The organism is Pantoea sp. OVA07A (genome assembly GCF_019969975.1).
Classification (GTDB): Bacteria; Pseudomonadota; Gammaproteobacteria; order Enterobacterales; family Enterobacteriaceae; genus Pantoea; species Pantoea agglomerans.
In genome coordinates, this window is sequence record NZ_JAHXYM010000001.1 from 414,655 (window position 1) to 439,096 (window position 24,442).

The 24,442-nt window shown below is 55.6% G+C and carries 22 protein-coding genes; 13 read left to right on the top strand and 9 right to left on the bottom strand.

The genetic code is table 11. From position 1 onward, the window contains the following. The first annotated feature begins 21 nt into the window (after positions 1-21). From LC417_RS01890 to LC417_RS01900, 3 genes are all read left to right on the top strand, one after another. On the top strand, positions 22-1,371 hold the full coding sequence (locus tag LC417_RS01890; protein ID WP_223565388.1) for an MFS transporter: 1,350 nt from the start codon (positions 22-24) through the stop codon (positions 1,369-1,371). Positions 1,372-1,518: 147 nt separating this feature from the next. Beyond that, entirely contained in the window at positions 1,519-1,731 is a 213-nt protein-coding gene (locus LC417_RS01895; RefSeq protein WP_010258758.1) for a DUF1272 domain-containing protein, read from the top strand. 289 nt (positions 1,732-2,020) lie between these two features. Beyond that, positions 2,021-2,668: a metallophosphoesterase gene (locus LC417_RS01900; protein ID WP_223565389.1), complete on the top strand. Its 648-nt coding sequence runs from the start codon at positions 2,021-2,023 to the stop codon at positions 2,666-2,668. 1 nt (position 2,669) lies between these two features. Here LC417_RS01900 and rsmF read toward each other — a convergent pair whose 3' ends face one another. The 3 genes from rsmF to yebS form a co-directional block, all read right to left on the bottom strand. Continuing rightward, entirely contained in the window at positions 2,670-4,097 is a 1,428-nt protein-coding gene (rsmF, locus tag LC417_RS01905) for a 16S rRNA (cytosine(1407)-C(5))-methyltransferase RsmF (protein WP_223565390.1), read from the bottom strand. A 162-nt stretch (positions 4,098-4,259) separates the two neighbouring features. After that, entirely contained in the window at positions 4,260-6,893 is a 2,634-nt protein-coding gene (locus LC417_RS01910; protein WP_010258767.1) for a PqiB family protein, read from the bottom strand. Continuing rightward, the gene (gene yebS / locus LC417_RS01915) at positions 6,862-8,106 is read right to left on the bottom strand and encodes a membrane integrity lipid transport subunit YebS (RefSeq protein ID WP_022625536.1); all 1,245 of its coding nucleotides are present in this window, start codon (positions 8,104-8,106) and stop codon (positions 6,862-6,864) included. The genes LC417_RS01910 and yebS overlap by 32 nt, the downstream gene beginning before the upstream one ends. Before the next feature lie 214 nt (positions 8,107-8,320). Between yebS and LC417_RS01920 the strand changes: the two genes are divergently transcribed. From LC417_RS01920 to htpX, 4 genes are all read left to right on the top strand, one after another. Beyond that, positions 8,321-8,821: a GAF domain-containing protein gene (locus LC417_RS01920; RefSeq protein WP_010258773.1), complete on the top strand. Its 501-nt coding sequence runs from the start codon at positions 8,321-8,323 to the stop codon at positions 8,819-8,821. A gap of 96 nt (positions 8,822-8,917) precedes the next feature. Next, positions 8,918-9,619 (top strand): RNA chaperone ProQ, encoded by a 702-nt coding sequence (proQ, locus tag LC417_RS01925; RefSeq protein ID WP_010258776.1) that lies wholly within the window; start codon positions 8,918-8,920, stop codon positions 9,617-9,619. Positions 9,620-9,638: 19 nt separating this feature from the next. After that, positions 9,639-11,678: a carboxy terminal-processing peptidase gene (prc, locus tag LC417_RS01930; RefSeq protein WP_223565391.1), complete on the top strand. Its 2,040-nt coding sequence runs from the start codon at positions 9,639-9,641 to the stop codon at positions 11,676-11,678. A 244-nt stretch (positions 11,679-11,922) separates the two neighbouring features. Continuing rightward, on the top strand, positions 11,923-12,804 hold the full coding sequence (htpX, locus tag LC417_RS01935) for a protease HtpX (RefSeq protein ID WP_003852678.1): 882 nt from the start codon (positions 11,923-11,925) through the stop codon (positions 12,802-12,804). 262 nt (positions 12,805-13,066) lie between these two features. Here the strand turns inward: htpX and LC417_RS01940 are convergent, their stop codons facing one another. Then, positions 13,067-14,437 carry an MFS transporter gene (locus LC417_RS01940; protein ID WP_052270530.1) on the bottom strand — a complete coding sequence of 457 codons (1,371 nt, stop codon included), beginning with the start codon at positions 14,435-14,437 and terminating at the stop codon, positions 13,067-13,069. 187 nt (positions 14,438-14,624) lie between these two features. Between LC417_RS01940 and kdgR the strand changes: the two genes are divergently transcribed. Next, positions 14,625-15,416 (top strand): DNA-binding transcriptional regulator KdgR, encoded by a 792-nt coding sequence (gene kdgR / locus LC417_RS01945; RefSeq protein WP_010670769.1) that lies wholly within the window; start codon positions 14,625-14,627, stop codon positions 15,414-15,416. A 30-nt stretch (positions 15,417-15,446) separates the two neighbouring features. On the opposite strand, the gene LC417_RS01950 is transcribed toward kdgR, so the two are convergent. Further along, complete coding sequence (locus LC417_RS01950; RefSeq protein WP_031591387.1) at positions 15,447-15,683, bottom strand: YobH family protein; 237 nt, start codon at positions 15,681-15,683, stop codon at positions 15,447-15,449. Positions 15,684-15,895: 212 nt separating this feature from the next. Here LC417_RS01950 and LC417_RS01955 point away from each other — a divergent pair, with 212 nt between their 5' ends. From LC417_RS01955 to rlmA, 4 genes are all read left to right on the top strand, one after another. Further along, complete coding sequence (locus LC417_RS01955; RefSeq protein WP_010258793.1) at positions 15,896-16,168, top strand: YebO family protein; 273 nt, start codon at positions 15,896-15,898, stop codon at positions 16,166-16,168. A gap of 18 nt (positions 16,169-16,186) precedes the next feature. Beyond that, positions 16,187-17,197, top strand: coding sequence for an MBL fold metallo-hydrolase (locus LC417_RS01960; RefSeq protein ID WP_223565392.1), 1,011 nt, complete (start codon positions 16,187-16,189; stop codon positions 17,195-17,197). 656 nt (positions 17,198-17,853) lie between these two features. After that, positions 17,854-18,063, top strand: coding sequence for a transcription antiterminator/RNA stability regulator CspE (gene cspE / locus LC417_RS01970; protein ID WP_003852684.1), 210 nt, complete (start codon positions 17,854-17,856; stop codon positions 18,061-18,063). 137 nt (positions 18,064-18,200) lie between these two features. Continuing rightward, the gene (gene rlmA / locus LC417_RS01975; protein WP_223565393.1) at positions 18,201-19,010 is read left to right on the top strand and encodes a 23S rRNA (guanine(745)-N(1))-methyltransferase; all 810 of its coding nucleotides are present in this window, start codon (positions 18,201-18,203) and stop codon (positions 19,008-19,010) included. On the opposite strand, the gene LC417_RS01980 is transcribed toward rlmA, so the two are convergent. From LC417_RS01980 to manX, 4 genes are all read right to left on the bottom strand, one after another. Further along, positions 19,007-19,465, bottom strand: a complete 459-nt coding sequence (locus tag LC417_RS01980; RefSeq protein WP_022625541.1) for a DUF986 family protein — start codon at positions 19,463-19,465, stop codon at positions 19,007-19,009. The genes rlmA and LC417_RS01980 overlap by 4 nt on opposite strands. A 91-nt stretch (positions 19,466-19,556) precedes the next feature. After that, positions 19,557-20,402, bottom strand: a complete 846-nt coding sequence (locus tag LC417_RS01985) for a PTS mannose transporter subunit IID (RefSeq protein ID WP_010260523.1) — start codon at positions 20,400-20,402, stop codon at positions 19,557-19,559. A 15-nt stretch (positions 20,403-20,417) separates the two neighbouring features. Further along, positions 20,418-21,218, bottom strand: a complete 801-nt coding sequence (locus LC417_RS01990; RefSeq protein WP_010670765.1) for a PTS mannose/fructose/sorbose transporter subunit IIC — start codon at positions 21,216-21,218, stop codon at positions 20,418-20,420. Between the two features lie 63 nt (positions 21,219-21,281). Continuing rightward, complete coding sequence (gene manX, locus LC417_RS01995; protein ID WP_223565394.1) at positions 21,282-22,238, bottom strand: PTS mannose transporter subunit IIAB; 957 nt, start codon at positions 22,236-22,238, stop codon at positions 21,282-21,284. 507 nt (positions 22,239-22,745) lie between these two features. Between manX and LC417_RS02000 the strand changes: the two genes are divergently transcribed. Next, positions 22,746-24,326 carry a TerC family protein gene (locus LC417_RS02000; RefSeq protein ID WP_010260533.1) on the top strand — a complete coding sequence of 527 codons (1,581 nt, stop codon included), beginning with the start codon at positions 22,746-22,748 and terminating at the stop codon, positions 24,324-24,326. Positions 24,327-24,442: the final 116 nt, after the last annotated feature.

Below are 24,442 nucleotides of genomic sequence, written 5' to 3' on the forward strand. Positions count from 1 at the left end.
AAAGCGTAGACAGGGAGTCATATGGGAAAAATATTCAGTACGTTTCTGCCGCTCTATACCACTACGCTTCTGATGCTGCTGGGTTCTGGTTTACTGACTACCTACGTCTCGTTACGGCTGGCCAGTGAGCAGGTTAATGGTGCGCTGATCGGCGCGATTATTGCGGCCAACTATATCGGGCTGGTGATTGGCGGCAAAGTGGGGCACAACCTGATTGCCCGCGTCGGCCATATCCGTGCCTACGTGGCCTGTGCCGGGATCATTACCGCCTCGGTGGTGGGTCACGGGCTGACTGACTTTATTCCGCTGTGGGTCTTTCTGCGTCTGATTATCGGGCTCTGCATGATGTGCCAGTACATGGTGCTGGAGAGCTGGCTCAACGATCAGGCGGAATCTTCCCAGCGCGGCATGATTTTCGGCCTCTATATGGTCGCCACCTACCTTGGACTCAGTGGCGGACAGGTGATACTGAGCCTGCAATCGGGGTTTGGGGTGAGCACGCTGCTGATTGTGGCGCTCTGTTTCGCGCTCTGTCTGGTGCCGATTGCACTGACCACCCGCACTCACGTCCGGCCCATGACACCGGCGCCGATGGAGCTGGGCTATTTTATCCGCACTATTCCCAAACTGCTCGGCACCACCCTGGTGACCGGCATGGCGATTGGCGCGTTCTATGGCCTGGCACCGGTTTATGGCAGCAGCAAAGTCTTCACCACCAGCCAGACCGGTTATTTTATGAGTCTCACGATTTTTGCCGGGCTGGTGTCGCAGTTTCCGCTAAGCTGGCTCTCTGATCGCTACGACCGCCAGCGGCTGTTATTCATTATTGCCATGCTCTTTGCCGTGGCCTGCGTGCCGCTGGTGGTACTGCCGCATCTGACCTTCCACTGGATGATTGGCATCGCCTTTGCCGCCAGCATGATGCAGTTTGCGCTCTATCCATTGCAGGTGGCGCTGGCCAACGATCAGGTCGCCGCCGATCGTCGTGTCTCGTTAACTGCCTGTCTGCTGATGGCGTTTGGTATTGGCGCCAGTATCGGCCCGCTGGTGGTCGGTGCGCTGATGCAGCCGCTGGGCAGCAATATGCTCTATCTCTTCTTTATGCTCTGTGCGCTGGTGATTAGCGGACTGAGTTATGTGCGTGCGCCGGGTCCGCTTCCGACGACCGAAGTGCCGTTACCGCATGTGGTGATGCCTGACAGTCTGGCGACCTCGCCATTGGGTGCCGCGCTGATCCCGACGCTGGAAGAGGAGGTGATTCATGCGTCGATGGGCGGTCAGGAGCCGGAAGAGGAGAGTGCTGAGTTCGATGACACAGCTGACGAAGAGGATTTGCCCGATGACCTTCCTGAGGATCAGCGGGACAAATAGCAGCGGCAAAGCAGGATGCCATTCGCCGCTGACTGCACCATTAAAGCAGGATGTCCGGATCTGACACACTCTTGTCCGGTTGCTGGCTCGACATTGGGGTCAGCAACCGCGAAGCTGGCGCATAACGCTTTTTTAAGGAGTCACACCATGCTGGAACTTCGCCCCAATTGTGAACGCTGCGACGTTGATCTGCCGCCATCTTCTCTGGCGGCACGCATCTGCTCGTTTGAATGCACTTTCTGCGCTGACTGTGCTGAGCATCTCACTCATCTTTGCCCCAACTGCGGCGGTGAGCTGGTGCGCCGCCCGGTGCGTCCGGCAGAGAAACTGCAGAAATATCCGGCTAAAATGCGTAGCTGATCCCAAATGACTACAGATATGGTTGGGGCAGAATAGCCTGTCGCGCCTTATCGCATTATGATGTATTTCGTCCCTGACAGAGCTACCACCTTTACTGAGTGCCGGAGATAAGCGCCGGGAGGGACGTACCTTTCATCTCTCTTTAATCGCTTCGCCCGGCCTCCTTGCTCCCTTGCTTCCTTGTTGCCAGCCTCCTTTGCATTCTGCTTTCCAGCGCGTCATGCCAGTACAGGGTCAGCCCTGACTATACTCTGAAGATGTTTTCAGCAGACAAAGGCCGGGTGCAGCGATGTATTACCAATCTCTGAATGGCGCAGCGTGGCGACGGATCTGGGTGGTCGGCGATCTGCATGGCTGCCGCCGCGAACTGGATGCGCTGTTGCAGCAACATCAGTTTGACCCGCAGCTGGACTTACTGATTTCGGTGGGTGACATCATCGATCGCGGTCCCGACAGCCTGGGTTGTCTGGCGCTGCTGGAGGAGCCCTGGTTTCGCTGCGTGCGGGGGAATCATGAGGAGATGGCGCTTTCAGCACTACAGGGGCAGGAAATGGCGCTCTGGCAGATGAACGGTGGCGACTGGTTCTTTCGGCTGCGTGGTGCAGCGTTGATTGCGGCGCGTCACGCGTTGCGGCGTTGCCGTGAGCTGCCGCTGATTCTCCATCTGCAGCTCGATGAGCGAATTATTGTGATTGCTCATGCTGATTATCCGGCCCGGGAATATGCGTTGAATAAGCCACTCGACTGGCAGCAGGTGGTCTGGAGCCGTCAGCGGCTGGAGGCGATGGAGTCAGGCGAACGGGCGGGCATCCGTGGCGCAGACGCCTTTTACTTCGGACACACGCCGCTGAAACAGTCGCTGACGATTGCCAATCTGCATTACATCGATACCGGCGCAGTGTTTGGCAATCATCTGACGATGCTGCAAATAAAGTGACTCAGCGGAACAGGCGTCCGTCGCGCACCAGCTCCCGCGGATAGCTGTTCTTGATACGGCTGCCGACTTTTTTAGCCAGCCCCAGCGGCTGCTGCTGATAAGTGACAATCATCTCATTACGGGTAGGTTCCGTTTCCGGGTAGATATCCCGGCCGTGATACCACTCTTCCGCCTCTGCTGCGGTGAGCTCAAAAGTCTGCGCCGCATCCGGTTTTGCCAGCGCAATTACCGCTTCATGCTGCCAGCGATAGCCTTTAGCAAAGGTTTCTGCCAGCTTCAGGCCGATGCGCGAGAACCGCACTTTGCCCAGCAGCGGGGTGACGGCCTTCGGGAACAGCCAGATCTCTTTATCACGCTGCCACAGCTCCAGCGACGCATCCCATTTAAGAGAGACAGCGGCGGCGGCCTGGGCTATCTCACTTTCCAGCTTGCGGCTGAGGTGGGAGAAGGGCAGTTTACCCACTTTGTAGCCCGGCAGCGGTAAGGGCTCGACCGACGCGGTTTTACGCAGCCGGGCAACGAAAAAGCCTTCGCTGTCGAACATCTGCGGGAAGACATGCAGATAGCCCTCGGGCGTCGCGGCCTGTCGGGCACCCTCAAACAGCCCATCGAGCGCTACAACCTCAACAGCGTCCGGATAGCGCTCCAGCAGCCAGACAATGACCTGCTGATTCTCAATCTGATTCAGGGTGCAGGTGGAGTAAACCAGCGTGCCGCCGGGTTTGAGTGCATGAAAGGCACTGTCGAGCAGATCGCGCTGGGTCGCGGCGATCTCATGCGTACTTGCCAGCGACCAGTTTTTCAGCGCATCAGCATCTTTGCGAATCACCCCTTCGCCGGAGCAGGGGGCGTCGAGCAGGATGGCGTCGAACTGTTCCGGCAGGGCTGGCCCGAAGACCCGCGCGTCAAAGTGCGTTAAGGCACTGTTGCTGACGCCGCAGCGGCTGATATTGGCGTGCAATACTTTTACCCGGCTGGAGGAGAATTCGTTAGCGAGGATAACGCCCTGATTGCCCATCCGCGCAGCAATCTGGGTCGTTTTAGAACCCGGTGCCGCCGCCATATCCATCACGGCGCTGACTTCTGGCTGGGCGTCAAACAGCGCGGTGACCGGCAGCATGGAGCTGGCCTCCTGAATGTAGAACAGGCCACTGAGATGCTCAGCCACGCTGCCCAGCGGCAGGCTCTCATCTTCCCGACTGATCCAGAATCCCTCTTCGCACCACGGCACCGGCGTCAGCTTCCAGTCATAATTAGCCGTCTGACTCAGAAAGTCAGCCACGCTGATCTTCAGGGTATTGACGCGAATACTGCGGCGCAGGGGTTGCTGACTGTAGGCAATAAATTGCGCGAGGCTCGCCTCATCGGGCAGGCTCTGGCGAATTAACGAGAGAAAATCGGCGGGGAAAAGCGAAGAAGCATCTGACACGGGCACATTCCAGTTAAGGCAAAGGCGGCAGTGTATCATGAGGAAAGGAAACGGGCAGCCAGGCTGCCCGTTTGAGGGAGTGAATAAGGCGTATGCTCCCTGAGCCGGTGCTGACTTTAAACGCTCAAAAGGGCAGAACAGTCTGCCCGTTTGAGATAGCCTTTAGCGCGGAGACGGGATCGCCGTTCCCCAGTTACGCCAATCTTTCGGCGCTTCATCCTGCAGCAGGAAGTGTTTATCCGGATTCGCCTGTGGCGCCAGCGGCACCGTCGGCGGCGTCGCAAACTGAATGCCACCGCGAATAAACTGCTGGAATGTCCCGGTTTTCACTACGCCACCCACCAGACCGAAGTCCAGGTTATAGCCGGATGCCAGCCAGAACACTGAGTTATTACGCACCAGATGCTGGTACTTCTTACTGATGCGCAGGGCGATCTGCACACGATCCGCCATATTACCCAGTGAAGTGCCGGTCACGGTACCCACTTCCACACCACGGAACAGCACCGGCGTACCCAGCGACAGTGAACCGGCCTCAGTGGCATCAACATAAATGTTCAGGCCATTAAGGTAGCGGGAATCGGTAATGGTGCTCTCCTGCAGCTCAAACGTGCGCGCGGCGCCACCTTTGCCTGGATCCACGTTGACGTAAGGCTGCAACAGGGTTTCCAGATGATTCACGCCGGTAGCGGAAATCTCCGGTGAGACCACCGAGAAACGGCTGCCGAGACGGGCGAAATCGTTGACATACTCCGGATAGAGTACCGCTTTCGCCACCACCTGATTGTTATCTTTGCTTAACGACAGTGACTCCACCTGGCCGACATTAATACCCAGATAACGAATCGGCATCCCGGCAGAGAGTTTGCTGGCGTCATAGGTGTGCAGCGTAATCTGGCTACCCACCGCGCGGGCGGCGGTTTCAGACGGATAGAGGACGCGTTTGGCCCCTTTGGCCGACTGCGCACCACTCATATTGTCGAAACTAATCGCGCCTTTCAGCGCGCGGTTAAGCGGCGATGCCTGCACCGTCAGGCCGCTGCCGTTAAGGCTGACGCGTGCGCCACCCTCAGCCCAGAACACGCTTTCGCTGGTCAGCAGCTTGCGATATTCCGGCTGAATATGTACCGCAATATCAAAGGCGTCAGCGCGCGGCGTGACTTTGACAATCTCACCCACCTGAAATTTGCGGTAAAGCACGACAGAGCCGGCCTGCACGTCAGGCAGACTGTTGGCGGTCAGCATCAGCGTGGTAGAAGGGCCATCGCCGGTAATGCCTTCTTCCGCTTTTTCAGCATCGGCAAACAGCGGATAGGCACTTTTTGGCTCACCCTTTTTGCCCGGATCCAGCCGGATACCGCCATCCACCCATTCACGGGCGCTGGCACCTAATACCTGCATGCCATCAAGACCGAACTTCACATCCAGCCGACTGTTAACGATAAATTTGCTGTCGCCATGCACCAGATTGCGATTTTCAGGATTGACCGCCACCACGAAATTCACGCCATTTTCATCCAGCGTACGCGACATCACCTGACCAATCTGCATGCCGTGCAGCATCAGCGGCTGGCCCTGATCGATACCATAGCTCTCTGGCGCGCTGAGTTTTACCGTCAGCACATTGGGTTTCTGCAGCAGAGTCTCATTGGACGCCAGCACGGTGTAGTGCTGCTGCGGCTCGCCTTCACCTGGCACCAGTTCCAGCGTGTTGCCGGTCAGTAGCGCGCTGAGGCTGGTATCCGTCAGGCTGATTTTCGGACTGTGCATCTCAATGCGGGTGCCGCTGCGCATCAGACCGACAACAGAGGGATCGATCGTCAGTTCGCCGGTGACCTTGCCGCCATCCTGCAGGTTCAGTTTGGTCAGCGTGCCGACTTCCAGTCCCTGATACATCAGCGGGGTGCTGCCCGCCTTGAGATTGTTGCCGTTAGGCAGATCCAGTGTGATCTGCACGCCGCGCTGACTATGTGCCAGATCGGGGTAGAGCCGGTAATTCTGCTCAGCTTTGGCCGTTTCCGCACCCTGTGGCGAGTCAAACGCGATCGCGCCATTGACCAGCGCTGCCAGACTCTCCAGCTGCACTTTAGCCCCGCTCAGGCTGACGTCAGCATTCATGCCTGACACATTCCAGAAACGGCTGTTGGTTTTCACCAGATTGATAAAGCGACGGTCAATCAGCACATCAATCGACACGCCATCGGATTTGCTGTTAATGCTGTAGTCATAGACCCGGCCAACCGGAATTTTGCGGTAATAGACCAGCGAGCCGGTGTTGAGCGAGCCGAGATCGGGCGCATGCAGATGGATCATCAATTCGCCGGTATTCACCCGATACTTGGGCTGCGTATCCAGCGCGGTGAACGACTCGCTGGGTTTACCTTTACCCGGCATCATCCCGATGTAGTTGCCGCCGACCAGCGCATCCAGCCCCGACACACCCGCCAGCGAGGCTTTAGGCGTCACCAGCCAGAACTGCGTATCTTCACGAAGCGCATCGCGCATGTCGCTCTTGATGCTGGCTTTAATCTGAATGCTGCGATAATCATCACTGAGATTAATGCCCTGCACGGTGCCCACTTCCACGCCCTGATAGCGGATCGGGGTGCGACCCGGCACGATACCATCCGCCGTCTGGAAATTGATGGTGATGGTGGTGCCGCGCTCCTGATAATTGGTCCAGAGCAGCCAGCAGGCGATCAGCATCGCAATAATCGGCAGCAGCCAGAAGGGCGAAATTTTGCGCTTATTACGCAGCGTTGCGTTAGTCGGTGTAGTCGGCGTTTCCTGTTGCATGTGCATCCCAGAGCAGGCGGCTGTCCAGCCACTCAACAGACATAATGGTCAGGATGACGGCCGCGCCAAAAAACAGCGCCGCCGGTCCCATGGTAAAAGCCAGCAGCTGATCACGGTTGACCAGCGACATGGTTAACGAAATGACAAACAGATCGAGCATTGACCAGCGGCCAACCCAGGTGACAAACCGCAGCAAGCGGATGCGGGTTCTCAGCCCCTGTTCACAGCGAAAATGAATGCTGAGCAGCAGAGTCAGCATCACCAGCACCTTGATAAACGGCACCAGAATACTGGCGATAAAAACAATCGCCGCCACCGGAATATTGCCTTCGCCCAGCCCCAGGATACCGGAGAAGATGGTGTCCTCACGCCGTGAGCCATTAAGATAGACCACGGAGATCGGCATCAGATTTGCGGGGATCAACAGCACAATCGATGCGATGAGCGCGGCCCAGGATTTCTGCAGGCTGTGGCGGCGTCGGAAGTCGAGCGGCGTGTGGCAGCGCGGGCAGCGGCCCCGTTCATCGGGTATGCTGGTGTTGTGACAGTTCAGGCAGACCTGCATATCGTCACGGGCCATATTGCCAGGCGTCTGTGGGTAGAAATGCTCCCACAGCTGCTCCATATTCAGATGGATCAGTGTCAGCACGCTCAGCACCGTCAGGGCGATGTAAGCCGCCAGCCCGTAGCCAATCTCCAGCGAAGCATAGTCCTGCACTTTAATTGACGCCACGGCGATGCCGATCAGATAGATATCGAGCATCACCCACTCTTTCAGCTTCTCCAGCATCAGCAGCACGGGACGCAGGTTCATGCCCAGCCGGTGGCCGATACCGAGATAACAGATACCCGCCACCAGCGTCACCGGCGCGCCGATGGTGCAGAACGCCACCATTGAGGCCGTCAGTACATCACCCTGCTGGGTCATCTGGATGATGCCTTCCAGTACGCTGGCATTGATGCGCATGCCAAGCAGCCGGATATCTACCAGCGGCAGGGAAAAAGCAAAGGGCATTAACACAATCATGGTGGCGGCCATCGCCATAAGACGGGTCATCGGCCAGTCGCGACCACTGAGAATTTCGGCGTTACAGCGTGGGCAATGTGCCGACTGATGAGATTTCACATCCGGTAAGGAAAAAAGGGTATCGCATTGCGGGCAACGCTGATAACGTGCGTGAGGCAATGTCTGGCTGATAGCGTGAATTTTCATAGGGTGATGCAATCTTCGCTCTTCAGAAGTAACAGATATCGGTCGTAAAGACATTGTCTGTGTGCCTGTCTCGGGCATCACGCTTCGATCCACAGAATGCTAAGGGTATAGCAACTAACGCTATGATTCACCTTGTGGCTCTGGATATTTAAAACTTATTTTTAACGAACGGTCTTCAATGCCCCGTTCAGATGTCATTGGTAACGGTTAAATAATGAACAAAACTGCCTTTTACGCCGATTTGAATCGCGATATGCGCGCCTTACTGGCGGGAGAAACGGCGTTCCTCGCCGCGATGGGAAACTTTAGCGCGCTGCTGTACGAACGTCTCGATGGCGTGAACTGGGCTGGTTTCTACCTGCTGACGGAAGCGGATACGCTGGTGCTGGGCCCGTTCCAGGGCAAAATCGCCTGTGTGCGCATTCCGGTCGGTAAAGGTGTGTGTGGCACGGCGCTGGCAGAAGAAAAAGTGCAACGCGTAGATGATGTGCATGCCTTCCCGGGCCACATCGCCTGTGACGCTGCCAGCAATGCTGAGATTGTGATTCCTCTGAAAGTGAATGGCACTGTGGTTGGGGTGCTGGACATCGACAGCGTGGCGTACAATCGCTTTGACAGCGACGACGAATCGGGGCTGGTCACACTGACTGATGGGCTTTGTGAAGTGCTTGCGAACAGCGACTTAGAAAAATATCTGCAGCTGACGCGCAGCTAATCGACTGGATCACATGGCATTTAGCGATGTTGTCATTATAATGTCGCCTGTTCATGCCTGCGCTGGTCGGCAAACCCGTTGTAATCAGGAAATTTCATGGAAAATCAACCTAAGTTGAATAGCAGTAAAGAAGTCATCACTTTTCTGGCGGAGCGCTTTCCGCACTGCTTTAGCGCTGAAGGTGAAGCGCGTCCGCTCAAAATCGGTATCTTTCAGGATCTGGTCGAGCGTGTTCAGGGCGAAATGGGTCTGAGCAAAACACAGCTGCGTTCCGCGCTGCGTCTCTATACGTCAAGCTGGCGTTATCTGTACGGCATCAAAGCCGGTGCTATCCGTGTCGATCTCGACGGTAACGCCTGTGGCGTGCTGGATGAGCAACACGTTGAGCATGCACGCAAGCAGCTGGAAGAAGCGAAAGCACGCGTCCAGGCGCAGCGTGACCAGCAGCGCGCCGCGCGTCGTGAAGCAGGCGAAAGCGAAGAGGGCGCGGCACCGCGTCGTCCACGCAAGCCCGCGGCACGCAAGCCTGCAGAAGGCGAAGCCGCGCGTAAACCGCGTCCGCAGACCACTGCACCGCGTGCGACCGCCTCACAGCATCGCAAGCCAGCCCCACGTCCGGAGCAGGAAGCCCGACCCATCACTGATACCTCAACTTTGCAACCCGGCCAGAGTATTAAAGTTAAAGCAGGCAAAAGTGCGATGGACGCTACCGTTCTTGAAGTATCAAAAGACGGCGTTCGGGTCCAGCTCGCTTCCGGCATGGCAATGATTGTGCGCGCAGAACACTTGCAGTTCTGAAACGGAGGCTAACCCCGGCATGAACACCCTTTTTAAAGTTGGACTTATTGCGGGCCTGCTATTAGCAGGCCCAACCTTCGGCGCGGAGAACATTACCCGTGCCGATCAGATTCCCCAGCTTCACGAAGATCCGCAGGATCCGACGGTCAGTGAGCGCGTAACCTCGCGCTTTACCCGTTCCCACTATCGCCAGTTCGACCTGGATCAGAACTTTTCAGCGAAAATTTTTGATCGCTATCTGAACATGCTCGACTACAGCCACAATGTGCTGCTGGCGTCAGATGTGGCGCAGTTTGCCAGCAAAAAAACCAGCGTCGGCGATGAGCTGCGCAGTGGTAAGCTGGATCTCTTTTACGATATTTATAATCTGGCGCAGAAACGCCGTTTTGAGCGCTATCAATATGCGCTGACGGTGCTGGCTCGTCCGATGAATTTCAGCGGCAATGACACTATCGACATTGACCGCGCGAAAGCACCCTGGCCGAAAGATCAGTCTGAACTGAATGCGCTGTGGGATGCCAAGGTCAAATATGATCAGCTGAGTCTGAAGCTGGCGGGTAAAGATGATAATGAGATCCGCGACGTTCTGACCAAGCGTTACAACTTCGCTATCCGTCGTCTGGCCCAGAGCAACGGTGAAGATGTTTTCCAGCTGGTGATGAACGCTTTTGCCCGCGAAATCGATCCGCACACCAGCTATCTGTCGCCGCGTAACACCGAGCAGTTCAACACCGAAATGAGCCTGTCACTGGAAGGCATCGGTGCGGTTCTGCAGATGGATGACGACTATACGGTGATCAACTCGATGGTCGCAGGCGGCCCGGCCGCGAAGAGCAAAGCCATTACCGTTGGCGATCGCATCGTCGGTGTGGGTCAGCCAGGCAAGCCGATGGAAGATGTGATCGGCTGGCGTCTGGATGATGTCGTGGCAAAAATTAAAGGACCTAAGGGCAGCAAAGTGCGCCTGGAAGTTCTGCCAGCCGGTAAGGGTACTAAAACCCGTACTGTGACGCTGACGCGTGAGAAAATCCGTCTGGAAGATCGCGCGGTTAAATTGACCATCAAAAATGTCGGCAAGCAGAAAGTGGGCGTGCTCGATATTCCTGGTTTCTATGTCGGCCTCACCGACGACGTGAAAGTACAGCTGCAGAAACTGCAGAAACAGAACGTCGACAGTGTGGTGATCGATCTGCGTACCAACGGCGGCGGCGCGCTGACCGAAGCAGTCTCGCTTTCCGGTCTGTTTATTCCGAGTGGTCCGGTAGTTCAGGTACGCGACAACAATGGTCGGATTCGTGAAGACAGCGATAACGACGGCGTTGTCTACTACAAAGGACCGCTGGTGGTGCTGGTCGATCGCTTCAGCGCCTCAGCTTCTGAGATCTTTGCTGCCGCGATGCAGGATTACGGTCGCGCGGTGATTGTTGGCGAGCCAACCTTTGGTAAAGGCACCGTTCAGCAGTATCGCTCTCTGAACCGCATTTACGATCAGATGCTGCGTCCGGAGTGGCCTGCGTTAGGCTCCGTTTCTTACACCATTCAGAAGTTCTATCGCATTAACGGCGGCAGTACACAGCGTAAAGGCGTCACGCCGGATCTGCTGATGCCAACCGGCGTTGAAGCGGCTGAAACCGGTGAGAAATTTGAAGATAACGCACTGCCGTGGGACAGCATCAAAGCGGCGACCTATGTCAAAACCGGTGATGTGAAACCGCTGGTGGTGCAGCTGACTAAGCAGCATGCTGACCGCATCGCTCAGGATCGCGAGTTCCAGTACATCATGAAGGACATTGCCCGTTACAATGCCCTGAAAGATAAGCGCAACATCGTGTCGCTTAATCTTGCCCAGCGCGAGAAAGAGAATCACGAAGATGATGCGTCTCGTCTGGAGCGGATCAATGCGCGCTATCAGGCCGAAGGCAAAAAACCGCTGAAAAATCTGGATGAGTTGCCGAAAGATTATAAAGAGCCGGATCCGTATCTTGATGAGACGGTGAAGATCGCTAACGATCTTGCGCAGCTGGAGAAATCCCAGCCAGAGGCGCCAGCGGCTAAATAATCCGCTGTTGCCAGAAAAAGCACCGCTCAGCGGTGCTTTTTTTTGTACTCAGAAAAGTTTCCAGTAAGCAATGATTAGCGCTGGTGAAGGTGCCTGAAGGCTGGGCTCCTCATCAGGCGTGTCAGAATGTAAAGTTATGTCTTTTTAGGCACTTAAACGTTAAGGTTGCTTGAAAAGCAGCCCAATGCCCATAGGATATGGATCCGCGTATAGGCGCGTGAACTACTGAGGAAGATTAACAAAAATGATGCGTATTGCTCTTTTCCTGATGACCAACCTGGCTGTGATGTTGGTATTCGGGCTGATTCTCAGCCTGACAGGGATCCAGTCAAGCAGTGTTCAGGGCCTGATGATCATGGCAGGCCTGTTTGGCTTCGGCGGTGCGTTTGTTTCACTGCTGATGTCGAAGTGGATGGCACTGCGATCGGTTGGCGGTGAAGTGATTGAACAGCCACGCAACGAAACCGAGCGCTGGCTGGTGGATACAATTGGCCGTCAGGCACAGCAGGCGGGTATTGCGATGCCGCAGGTGGCGATCTATCACGCACCTGACATCAATGCCTTTGCGACTGGCGCACGGCGTAACGCTTCACTGGTTGCTGTCTCAACCGGTCTGCTGCAGAACATGAGCCGTGATGAAGCGGAAGCGGTGCTGGCACACGAAGTGTCACACATCGCCAACGGCGACATGATCACCATGACGCTGATCCAGGGTGTGGTGAACACCTTTGTGATTTTCGTTTCACGTATTCTGGCGCAGATCGCGGCGGGCTTTATGTCCGGCAACCGCGATGGTGAGGAGAGCAGCAACGGCAACCCGCTGGTCTACTTTGCGGTGTCGATGGTGCTGGAACTGGTGTTTGGTATTCTCGCCAGCATCATCACCATGTGGTTCTCGCGTCACCGTGAGTTCCATGCCGATGCCGGTTCAGCGAAGCTGGTAGGTCGTGAGAAGATGATTGCGGCGTTACAGCGCCTGAAAACCAGCTACGAACCGCAGGAGCCGAGCAGCATGATGGCGTTCTGTATTAACGGTAAAGGCAAATCGTTCAGCGAGCTGTTTATGTCGCATCCGCCGTTAGATAAGCGTATTGAAGCACTGCGCAGCGGTCAGTATCTGAAGTAGCGTTAAGCAGAGCAAAAAAGGCGACCCTGGGTCGCCTTTTCTGTTTAGAAACCATAATCAGACTGAATCTGACAGCAATATCTTAGCCCAACATGCAGGGAACCCGGGCAGAGGAGGAAAGCGTCCCGCGCCATGGATGGTGCGGGCCGACCGTCATGGATGACAGAAGTCTTTCCGATCTGACCGGGTTCCCTGTGAAGGCTCGGCCTTACAGCGAATCGGGTCACACTCTGTCAGGTGGTCGCCTTTTCTGTTTCTGCCATCAGGCGCGGGTCTGCGTCATCCGCGACACACTGACCAGCGCGGCCACGGCGGCAAAGCTGCCCGCCAGCAGCAGCGAAGCGTGCGTCCCGCGATCATCAAACAGATTAAACATCAGCGCGACCAGTGCAGCACCCATACTCTGGCCCAGCAGGCGCGCGGTGCCCAGCATGCCGCTGGCGCCGCCGCTGCGATGACGCGGAGCGGAAGTGACAATAGTGTGGTTGTTGGGTGACTGAAACAGCCCAAAACCGGCACCGCACAGCATCATGCGCCAGATAATATCGCCATCACCCGGGTTGGCCGGAAGCCAGGCGAGCAGAAACAGCCCCAGGGCGAACATAGCCAGCCCGATGCCGCCCAGCAGCCCGGCATGCACCCGTTCAATCAGCCGGCCGGCAATCGGCGCAAACACCATGGTTGCCAGCGGCCAGGGCGTCAGCAGTAAACCGGTTGCCACCTCATCACGCTGCAGGACGTTTTGCAGAAAGAAGGGCAGCGACACCATCGCCAGCATCTGCGCGCAGAACGAACAGACCGACGTTCCCATCGACAGGCTGAAAATCGGGATACGCAGCAGATCAACCGGCAGCAGCGGCACCGCCATGTTTAACTGACGACGAATAAAGAACCAGCCCACAACCAGCAGAGCAATGACCTCCGACAGCACCAGCAGATGACTCTGTCCCTGTGCAAACCCGCTCAGCGCAGAGATGATCAGACCAAAGAACAGGGCGTTCATGATCGCGCTGGGGACATCAAATTTCTGCGCCGTCGCTTTCTGCGGATTATCAGGCAGCGTGCGCAGCGCCAGCCAGAGCGCAATGGCACCCAGCGGGACATTAATCAGAAACAGCCACTTCCAGCTTGCCACCGAAAGAATCGCTGCGGCGACCGTCGGGCCTGCCGCGGTTGAAACCGCCACGACCAGCGAGTTGATCGCCATGCCGCGTCCCAGATGACGCTGCGGATAAATAATGCGTATCAGCGCGGTATTCACACTCATCAGCGCTGCACCTCCTAATCCCTGCAGCACGCGGGCGAAAGTCAGCATGGTCAGGGTGGTGGAGAAGGCGCAGAACAGCGAAGTGGCAATAAACAGCGCCAGGCCCGCCTGATAGACGCGGCGATAACCCAGCATGTCGCCCAGAAATGAGAGCGACAGCAGCGAGACGATAATCGCAATCTGATAGGCGTTCACTATCCAGATCGACTGCGCCGGGCTGGCATTCAGTTCGCGCGAGATAGTGGGCAGGGCGACATTGGCTATCGCGCCATCCAGCACCGCCATGGTCAGACCCAGCGCGATGGTGACGATTGCCATATAGCGCTGACGCGCGGGTAATCCATCCTGAGGAGGGGAGAGTGTCATAAGTTAATTACTAAAGAGGGTGAATATCATCATGCTAATGAAATTAACGCTGAAATACAGCGATCGGATGGATAAAAAACTGTCTTTAAATATGACGTAATGGTTAAAGCATTGCTGCCTTCGTATGCCTCACTCTATACTGACAGTCCGTTCCATTTTTTTTGAAACAGGTTTAACAAGGTGCGCGATGTCCTCTGCTGAAAATGATAAACAGCCCGATTCCGTCTCTTCGGTACTTAAAGTGTTCGGCATTCTGCAGGCGCTGGGTGAAGAGCGCGATCACGGTATTACTGAGCTCGCGCAGCGCGTGATGATGTCAAAAAGCACCGTTTACCGTTTCCTGCAGACCATGAAGTCGCTGGGTTATGTCACGCAGGAAGGTGAGAGCGAGAAGTACTCACTGACACTGAAGCTGTTTGAGCTGGGCGCTAAAGCGCTGCAGAACGTCGATTTAATCCGCAGTGCGGATGTGCAGATGCGTGAGCTTTCGCGTCTGACCAAAGAGACCATTCACCTGGGGGCGCTGGAAGAGGACAGTATTGTCTACATCCACAAAATCGACTCCCTCTACAACCTGCGTATGTATTCGCGCATTGGCCGTCGTAATCCGCTGCATACCACCGCGATTGGAAAAGTTCTGCTCGCCTGGCGCGATCGCAGCGAAGTTGAAGAGATCCTGCGGGACGTCGAGTTCAAACGGAGCACGGCCAATACGCTGTTAAGCGCGGAGGCGTTGATTACGGCGCTGGATCAGGTAAGAACGCAGGGCTATGGTGAAGATAACGAAGAGCAGGAAGAGGGCTTACGCTGCCTCGCGGTGCCGGTGTTTGACCGTTTTGGCGTGGTGATTGCGGGACTGAGTATCTCTTTTCCCACCATTCGCTTTTCAGAAGATGCCCGCCAGGATTACGTGGCCATGCTGCATCGGGCGGCGCGCACGCTCTCCTCAGAGATGGGCTATCACGACTATCCGTTCTGAAAACAGCGGGCCATATGGCCCGCTGTTTTGTTAATTATCGATCACTTCTCCGCTTTTCTTCAGCAACGGACAATCAGTCACGCCCACCACGCCACTGTCGGTATGCAGATACTGCGCACTGATCACACCGCGAGCGGTCAGATAGCTGCACTGCAGGCCAAGGCCGGCTGCATTTTTAGTACTGCCGGTTAATATGCCATAGCCGGTAAACAGCATCGCCAGCCAGATCACTGCCAGCAAGCCTACTGTGCGAATAAATAGTTTCATTATGTCTCCTTGTGAAAGATAACTCAGCGTTCCACCTGGTGCCGCCGGTTATGATGATATCAGCATGCCTCGCTTTACTGGTGGGATCGATCAGAGATAACTGAAACGGCAAATTCTGCATTGATGTTAACCCCATTATCTTTTGCGATGGCGACAGGTAGAATGGGCGGTTGCCATGTTCTGGCGTTTCCACTGAGTTTTACGAGGCAGTTATGAATGAGTTAGCCGCAAATTCGGGTCCACTGGTCAGCTATGGCCTGCTGGTCATTATTTTGATTGTGGCGTTTATCGCCTGGTTCTTTGTTAACCGCGCCAGCGTGCGCGCCGGTGAGCAAATCCGCTTACTGGAGTCTTTGCTGGAAGAGCAGAAGAAACAGAATCAGCTGCTGCGCCGTCTGATTGAGATGCAGCCAGGGGCAGAGAGTAAAAAAACCGATGACGATCGCGAGAAACGCGACTTTATCCGGTTGATTCCGGAACGATAATCACAGCAGAGAGGCGGGATGGTCTGGAAAAATCCGTGGTATGACAGCAGCAAAGCGCATCACACGCCCGAGGGATTCTGCAATCCTGAACCGGAACGGCGCAAGCCGGGCGATCTGCAGCGCTGGCGCAGGGAGCGCAAAGCACAGGGGCTGCCACTGCCACCGCAGCAGGGCTACAGGGCTTTCACCGAACAGTGGTGGCAGCACGCTGATATCCGCGGCAGTGACGATCGTATCTGGTGGCTGGGTCATGCCGCCGTGCTGCTGCGGCTGAACCAGCAATATATCCTGATCGATCCCGCACTCTCGTCACGCGCCTCACCACTCTCTTTTGCCGGGCCGCAGCGAAAAACGCCCGCACCGCTTAGCATCGCTGATCTGCCGCGTCTGGATGTCGTGCTTATTTCACATAACCATTACGATCATCTTGATCGGCCGACGGTTAAAGCGATCGTCCGGCGTTTTCCGCAGGCGACCTTCATTGTGCCGCTGGGCCTGGCAAAATGGTGCAGGGCGCGGGGCGTGAAACAGGTCCATCAGCTCGACTGGTGGCAAAAGTTTACTGTTGGCGACCTCTGTTTTGATGCGGTGCCGGCACGTCACTGGAGTATGCGAACGCCGCGCGATCGAAACCGTTCGCTCTGGTGCGGCTGGGTCGTGCGTTCTGCCTCCGTGCGCTTCTGGTTCTCGGGCGACAGCGGCTACAGCGATAGCCTGCCGGAGATTGCTGCCCGACTCGGCCCGTTCAGCCTGGCGGCTTTGCCGATTGGCGCTTATGCACCTGAATGGTTCATGGCGGGCCAACATATGAATCCCGATCAGGCGGTGGCGCTGTGGCAGGCAGCAGGCAGGCCGCTGACGCTGCCCATCCACTGGGGCGTGTTCGAACTGGCCGATGAGTCGCTGGATGCGCCACCCAAAGAACTGGCGGATGCGCTGCTGCGGGCAAACGAGCAAAAGGGCGGTTTCGCACCGTGGCGAATAGGCGAAAGCCGCGGGCTGAATAAGGACACCCAGGAATTATCCTAAAACCTCAGAGATAAACAAAGGCCCGATTTTTATTATCTGATATCAATTTTTCAAATCAAAAGTTAAATTCTTAATAAGTAAAATCGGGCTCAATGCTTTTATTTGGAGCAGGAAGACTGTCTGGCTCCTGCTTTTGGTGCAAAAAAAGTGTTATCTGTACGAAATAAAAGGCGCTGTACAGGATTGAAGCCGGATTATTGATATTTTCAACTTTTCGCGCTTCGCTTATTCATTCTGTTATTGCCATATTTGTGAAATATTAATTTCTTATGGTATCCATTGGGTTAGACCCGGCAACAGAGGCCGGAGAGGGCGCTGACCAGGGAGCGTGCTTAATTTGCATCGGCATTTGTAAACGCCACAGAACAGGCAATGTGAGCCTTCTGGCAATTATGTGCGCAGGCTGGCTGAGGCCCTTAAAAATGGCTTGCCATTGTTTTTAGGATATGTGATAACAAATCCTGAGTTAAACGAGGTACAGTTCTGTTTATGCATGGCATCTTCTGTAAAGAAGTCTGTAAAGAAGAACGAGTAAAGACGTTGACGTTGAATACCGCTTCCTTGCCGAACCTTAATTAGTGCCTCATGCAGTAATGTCTCTGGTTTTTCTGTACGACAGCCTTCGGGCTAAATAAACATCTAAAGGAATTTGCAAAATGGCAAAGATTAAAGGTCAGGTTAAGTGGTTCAACGAGTCTAAAGGTTTTGGTTTTATCACCCCTGCTGACGGTAGCAAAGATGTGTTCGTACACTTCTCCGCTATTCAGGGCAATGGTTTCAAAACCCTGGCTGAAGGCCAGAGCGTTGAGTTCGAAATTCAGGACGGCCAGAAAGGCCCGGCAGCCGTTAACGTTACGGCTATCTGATTCAACTCCGCCTCGGTGCATTGCACCCTGACATGAAATCTCAAAGCCCTGGCTTCTCAGCCGGGGCTTTCTTTATGCTTCCGATGCGTAAACGTTAAGGTTACACTGCGCCGCGTTATCTGATGCCGGAGCACCCTATGTCCCTGATTTGCCCTCTTTGTCACTCTCCTCTCGCCTTTACTTCGCGCAGCTGGTGCTGCGAGAATCGCCATCAGTTTGACCAGGCGAAAGAAGGGTATGTCAATCTGCTGCCCGTTCAGCATAAACGGTCGCGTGAACCGGGTGACAGTGCAGAGATGATGCAGGCACGACGCGAATTTCTTGAGGCAGGCTACTACCAGCCGCTGCGTGATCGGGTCGTCAGCCTGCTTGCGCCCGCGCTGAGCCAGCCGGAGTGCAAAATCCTGGATATCGGCTGTGGCGAAGGTTACTACACCGCCGCACTGGCTGACGCAGCAGGCGAGGCCGGGCAGGTCTATGGGCTGGATGTCGCCAGAATGGCGATCCGGCTGGCAGCAAAGCGCTATCCGGCGGTGCGCTTCTGCGTCGCTTCCAGCCAGCGCTTACCCTTTGCCGATCACGCCCTGGATGCGGTTGTCCGAATCTACGCACCCTGCAATGAAGCGGAACTGGCGCGCGTGCTGAAGCCGGGTGGCCTGGTACTGACCGTGACACCGGGCCCGCATCATCTGCAGCAGTTCAAGGCGCTGATTTACCGCGAAGTGCAGTTGCATGTGCCGGAGCAGAAAGCGTATCCCGGATTCCACCAGGTGGAGCAGCATGCGCTGCGTTACCCGATGGCATTAACCGGCACAGCCGCGACGACCCTGCTTCAGATGACGCCGTTCGCCTGGCGGGCGCGTGAAGAGGTCTGGCAGACCCTGCAGCAGAGCGAGCAGTTCAGCTGCGACGCAGACTTTACCCTGACTTTGTGGCAGCGCGACTAGCGCGCCTCGACCAGGGTGTTATAGATGCGCTCCAGATCGTCGAGTTGCTGCACCGCAATCAGCAGCCGACGCTGTTCCAGCTGAATCACCAGAATGCCATCCTCAGAGAGATTCATGCCCTGAATTCGCCGGTAATCGATCCAGACACCGGCGTAAAACAACCCCTCACTTTTCATCAGCAGCGTTGGCTTTCGCAGCCAGAATAACCAGAACGCCAGAAAACTCAGCACCATCAGCAGTGAGGTGGTGAGCTGCGGGCCGTGATGACTGACGTTGTTCCACAGCAGGATCAGCAGCAGGCCGATGAAAATCAGGCTATCCAGCTTATGCTGCCTTCGCAGCGCAACCCGTAAGCGGGTCGGGCCGTGGCGACGCGGCAGAATCGCCTCATGATAAATGGCAAACCCCATCAGGGCGGCAATACAACACGCAATCAGCGCATCGGTTAATGACATCACAGCTACCTCAAACAGGGTGAGCTCAGCCGGTTGTGGCTCAGCTCACCACGCTTAAAAGCCGGGAGCGCAGGCTCCCGGCCGGGTGAAATTACAGACCGAGCAGGCCGATCCAGTAACCAAAGATACCGATGGCAAAGAAGCCGACGATAATCCACAGCGCGTTCACTTTACGGCGTAACAGCCACATACAGCCAAAGGTCAGCAGCAGCGGCACCACGCCCGGCATCAGCTGATCGAGGATCGACTGTACGGTGGTGACGGTGGTTTTACCGGTCGAGTCGGTAATACGTGACACCACCAGCGGGATGTTTACGTGTGTCCACTTGTTGACCAGCGCCCCCATGACAAACAGGCCGAGAATCGACGCGCCCTCCGTGAGTTTCTGCAGGAAACCGCCACCCATATCACTGACGATATCGATCCCTTTGCGATAGCCATAGGCCACGCCGTAGTAGCGGGTCAGCAGGCGTGCCAGGTTAAACAGCACAAAGAAGAGCAGCGGACCCAGCAGACTGCCACTCATGGCGATACCGGCTCCCAGCGCGGCAAACACCGGACGCACCGTACCCCAGAAGATCGGGTCGCCGACACCGGCCAGCGGTCCCATCAGGCCGACTTTAAGGCCGTTAATCGCGCCATCGTCGATCGGGGCGCCGTTTGCACGCTGCTCTTCCATCGCCATAGTCACGCCCAGAACCGGCGCGGCCACATAAGGATGGGTATTAAAGAACTCCAGATGACGCTTGATCGCCTGCTTACGATCATCATTGTTCTCAGGATAGAGACGGCGGATCACCGGCACCATTGAGAAGCAGAAGCCCAGCGCCTGCATGCGTTCAAAGTTCCATGAACCCTGGAACAGATTAGAGCGCAGAAAGACGGCGCGAACATCACCGGGTGTCAGTTTCTTTTCGACTTTCGTAATATCAACCATGTGCTCACCTGTTCCTTAATCGAGTTCGTTATCAAGATCGTTTGCGGTCGCTGCACCTGTTGGTGCTCCCGCCACACGGTTGTATTTCGGGCTGAGCTGAATGTAGAGCACCGCCATGACCACGCCAATGACGCCCAGCGCCACCAGGTTAAAGTTGGTGAAGGCCGCGGTGACGAAGCCCAGGTAAAAGAACGGCATCAGGTAGCCTGCGCGCATCATGTTGATGACCATCGCATAACCGACCACCACAATCATGCCACCGGCGATATTCAGGCCGTTGGTCACCACGTCCGGAATAGAGCTGAGTAAGGCATGGACCGCACTGGTACCGACCGAAATCGCCACAATCAGCGCCGGGATGGCGATACGCATCGCCTGTAACAGCAGGGCAGAGACGTGGATCCAGGAGATGGCCGTGAGATTACCTTTCTCTGCGGCTTTGTCAGCCGCATGCTGGAAGGCGACGGTCAGCGTACGTACGATTATGGTCAGTACCTGTCCGGCGGCGGCCAGCGGAATCGCCAGCGCAATACCGGCACCCACACTTTGACCGCCAGCGATAACCAGGATGGTCGAGATAATGGAGGCGAGGGCGGCATCAGGCGCAACGGCGGCACCGATGTTCATCCAGCCCAGCGCAATCATCTCCAGCGTACCGCCGATAATAATGCCGGTTTTCATATCACCCAGCACCATACCAATCAGGGTACAGGCCACCAGGGGACGGTGAAACTGGAACTCATCCAGAATCGACCCCATACCGGCAATACAGGCGACAATAAAAATCAAAATAATTTGTAGCGAGGTTATTTCCATCATACTTCTTGTCCTCAGCAGGATAACCAGGAGCCCGGAAACGCAGGCGCATAAGTGCTTCTGTTACGCGTTAACTTTTGCAATCAGATCCATCATTTTCAGTTTCTGGTCACTGGAAACTTTACGCACTTCCAGTTCAATATTGCGTTCATTGAGTTTGCGGAATGCGGCAATATCTTTTTCATCGACCGAGACCGCATTATTGACCTGGGTTTTCCCCTGGCGGAACGCCATACCGCCGATGTTGACGGTTTTAATATCGACACCCTGTTCCACCACGCGCAGTACATCGGTGGGGTTGGTAAACAGCAGCATCACGCGATCCTGACCATACTTCGGGTTGTTCCACACCCGCACCATCTTATCGACATCCACCACATGGGCCGTGACGCCGGGCGGAGCGACCTGTGTCAGCAGGGTTTTGCGCACATGATCGTTGGCCACTTCATCGCTGACTACGATAATGCGCTGAACGTTGGTCTCTTTGGTCCAGCGCGTTGCCACCTGCCCATGAATCAGACGGTCATCAATGCGTGTCAGCCCGATTTTCATGTGGTCACCGGGCGCCATCGGCTTAGCCGGTTGCACCGCAGCGGCCGGTTTTGCCGCGGCTGGCGCTTCTTCTTTGGCTTTCAGGGCTTTGACCCCTTCACGGCCGGTCTCCACCGCCACGGCGACCAGCTCGTCAAAACCGGGATTGTCATCGCGCGCCATCAGGGTTTCGACCAGCATCGGGATATTGACCCCGGCGATGACCTCATACTGCGGTTTGTCGACCACGATGCGACTGGCCGCATTAAACGGACTGCCACCCCAGGTATCAACTAAAAACAGGACTCCCTGCGTCGTATCAAGTTCTGCCAGTCGTGCCTGATATTTTTCAATCAGCGTTTCTGCATTTTCACCGGGGACAAAATCTATCCAGCCGACATTGTCCTGCTCGCCCAACAGCATTTCTGCTGTTTTCAGCAGTTGTTCCGCTGCCCAGCCGTGTGTACCAATTACTATCGCAATGGTCACGTGCTACCTCCGTTCGCTAGAGATGCTCATCTGAGTCAATGAACTGTATTGAAGTGCTTTGATGATCTGTTTAACCGGATGATTCGAATTATCGGTATAGCGTCGAAAAAACATGGGTTAACTACGTCAAGGCGGTAAAGTCGCGATTTATTTTAGTGATCGAAAAAATAAATTATGTGATGTCTGTCAGCTATTCATCCTGTGAAGTGACCAGTAACCCTTTTTATGCGCCTGATCATCCGTCAGGCAGATTGTAAAAATAAGAAAATTTTTTGACGCAATTCGCCGACCTGATACATTAACGTTCTGTTTATTACTCAGGAGTAACGGGCTTCAGCCCACCTTTATGGATCGTCACCGACGTCGCTTAATCTGTTCTTTGCGCCTGCTGGCGCGTCACCCTTCGCCTCACGGCGTTTTCACCGCTTTCCCGACTACCTGCATGTCACGCTTTGCTGCGCTGATAAGCAGCACCGCGATCTGTTCCCTGTTCTGGAGTCATAAATAATGGAATTTTTATTCGACCCCTCAATCTGGGCGGGTTTACTGACGCTCGTGGTGCTGGAAATCGTACTCGGCATTGATAACCTGGTGTTTATTGCCATCCTGGCCGACAAACTGCCGCCGAAGCAGCGTGATAAAGCACGCCTGATTGGCCTGTCACTGGCGCTGGTCATGCGTCTGGGTCTGCTGTCGCTGATCTCCTGGATGGTGACGCTGACGACGCCTCTCTTTAGCGTAGGCGGTTTCAGCTTTGCCGGTCGTGATTTAATTCTGCTGGCGGGTGGTCTGTTCCTGTTGTTTAAGGCGACCATGGAGCTGCATGAGCGGCTGGAGAACCGGCAGCTCGACGGATCCGGTAATCGGGGATATGCCAGTTTCTGGGCTGTCGTGACGCAGATTGTGGTACTGGACGCCGTCTTCTCGCTGGATGCTGTGATTACCGCCGTGGGTATGGTGAACCACCTGCCGGTGATGATGACCGCCGTGGTGATTGCGATGGGTGTGATGCTGCTGGCATCTAAGCCGTTAACCAACTTTGTTAACGCGCATCCGACTGTAGTGGTGCTCTGTCTGAGCTTCCTGCTGATGATCGGTCTGTCGCTGGTGGCAGAAGGCTTTGGTTTCCATATTCCTAAAGGCTACCTCTATGCGGCGATTGGCTTCTCGATTCTGATTGAGCTGTTCAACCAGGTTGCACGTCGTAACTTTATCCGCCATCAGTCAAATCGCCCGATGCGTGAACGCACCGCCGAAGCGATTTTACGCCTGATGGGGGGCCGCAACCGTGCCCAGACCGCCAGCAATGGCAACACCAGCAGCAGCGAAGAGGCTGCGCTGGCGGAAGCGATGCCGCAGGAAGCGTTTAAAGATGAAGAGCGCTATATGATTAATGGCGTGCTGACGCTGGCTTCCCGCTCGATTCGCAGCATCATGACGCCACGCGGTGAAATCTCCTGGGTCGATGCGAATCGTCCGGTAGATGAGATTCGCGGTCAGCTGCTTGATACGCCACACAGCCTGTTCCCGGTCTGTCGGGGTGAACTGGATGAAATTGTCGGTGTAGTGCGAGCCAAAGAGCTGCTGGTGGCGCTGGAGCACGGTGTGGATGTGGCAACGTTTGCGGCCAATACACCGACTATCGTGGTGCCGGAGACGCTGGATCCGATCAACCTGCTTGGCGTGCTGCGTCGTGCCAAGGGCAGCTTCGTGATTGTCACCAATGAGTTTGGTGTGGTTCAGGGTCTGATTACGCCGCTGGACGTGCTGGAAGCGATTGCGGGTGAATTCCCGGATGAAGATGAAACGCCCGATATCATTGCGGATGGTGATGGCTGGTTAGTGAAAGGGGGGACCGATCTGCACTCGCTGCAGCAGTTGCTCGACTTCCATGAGCTGGTCGACCCGACAGAAGACCACGCCTCGCTGGCGGGCCTGCTGATTGAGCAGAAAGGGCAGTTACCGCTTCCTGGCGATGTAATTGATATCACTCCGCTGCACTTCCAGATTATCGAAGCGACCGACTACCGTATCGATCTGGTGCGTGTCACTAAAGATAAACCGCATGATGAGGATGAAGAGGGCTAATCGTTCTCGTTGATGCAGAGGCGCTGCCGGGCTTACCGGCCACGCTGAATTCTCCGACAGCCGCTGGCTCATTGCCGCGGCTGTTTTTTTGTCTGTGGCGTAAGGTCATCAGGCAG

Coding starts and splice junctions, on each gene's coding strand:
- LC417_RS01980 (WP_022625541.1), bottom strand. CDS start 19,465: ATGTCATTAACCGATGCGCTGATTGCGTGTTGTATTGCCGCCCTGATG.
- LC417_RS01920 (WP_010258773.1), top strand. CDS start 8,321: ATGAACAAAACTGCCTTTTACGCCGATTTGAATCGCGATATGCGCGCC.
- LC417_RS01955 (WP_010258793.1), top strand. CDS start 15,896: ATGAATGAGTTAGCCGCAAATTCGGGTCCACTGGTCAGCTATGGCCTG.
- LC417_RS01890 (WP_223565388.1), top strand. CDS start 22: ATGGGAAAAATATTCAGTACGTTTCTGCCGCTCTATACCACTACGCTT.
- LC417_RS01900 (WP_223565389.1), top strand. CDS start 2,021: ATGTATTACCAATCTCTGAATGGCGCAGCGTGGCGACGGATCTGGGTG.
- LC417_RS01990 (WP_010670765.1), bottom strand. CDS start 21,218: ATGGAAATAACCTCGCTACAAATTATTTTGATTTTTATTGTCGCCTGT.
- LC417_RS01950 (WP_031591387.1), bottom strand. CDS start 15,683: ATGAAACTATTTATTCGCACAGTAGGCTTGCTGGCAGTGATCTGGCTG.
- LC417_RS01985 (WP_010260523.1), bottom strand. CDS start 20,402: ATGGTTGATATTACGAAAGTCGAAAAGAAACTGACACCCGGTGATGTT.
- cspE (WP_003852684.1), top strand. CDS start 17,854: ATGGCAAAGATTAAAGGTCAGGTTAAGTGGTTCAACGAGTCTAAAGGT.
- kdgR (WP_010670769.1), top strand. CDS start 14,625: ATGTCCTCTGCTGAAAATGATAAACAGCCCGATTCCGTCTCTTCGGTA.
- rlmA (WP_223565393.1), top strand. CDS start 18,201: ATGTCCCTGATTTGCCCTCTTTGTCACTCTCCTCTCGCCTTTACTTCG.
- proQ (WP_010258776.1), top strand. CDS start 8,918: ATGGAAAATCAACCTAAGTTGAATAGCAGTAAAGAAGTCATCACTTTT.
- LC417_RS01895 (WP_010258758.1), top strand. CDS start 1,519: ATGCTGGAACTTCGCCCCAATTGTGAACGCTGCGACGTTGATCTGCCG.
- LC417_RS01910 (WP_010258767.1), bottom strand. CDS start 6,893: ATGCAACAGGAAACGCCGACTACACCGACTAACGCAACGCTGCGTAAT.
- LC417_RS01960 (WP_223565392.1), top strand. CDS start 16,187: ATGGTCTGGAAAAATCCGTGGTATGACAGCAGCAAAGCGCATCACACG.
- yebS (WP_022625536.1), bottom strand. CDS start 8,106: ATGAAAATTCACGCTATCAGCCAGACATTGCCTCACGCACGTTATCAG.
- LC417_RS02000 (WP_010260533.1), top strand. CDS start 22,746: ATGGAATTTTTATTCGACCCCTCAATCTGGGCGGGTTTACTGACGCTC.
- htpX (WP_003852678.1), top strand. CDS start 11,923: ATGATGCGTATTGCTCTTTTCCTGATGACCAACCTGGCTGTGATGTTG.
- prc (WP_223565391.1), top strand. CDS start 9,639: ATGAACACCCTTTTTAAAGTTGGACTTATTGCGGGCCTGCTATTAGCA.
- LC417_RS01940 (WP_052270530.1), bottom strand. CDS start 14,437: ATGACACTCTCCCCTCCTCAGGATGGATTACCCGCGCGTCAGCGCTAT.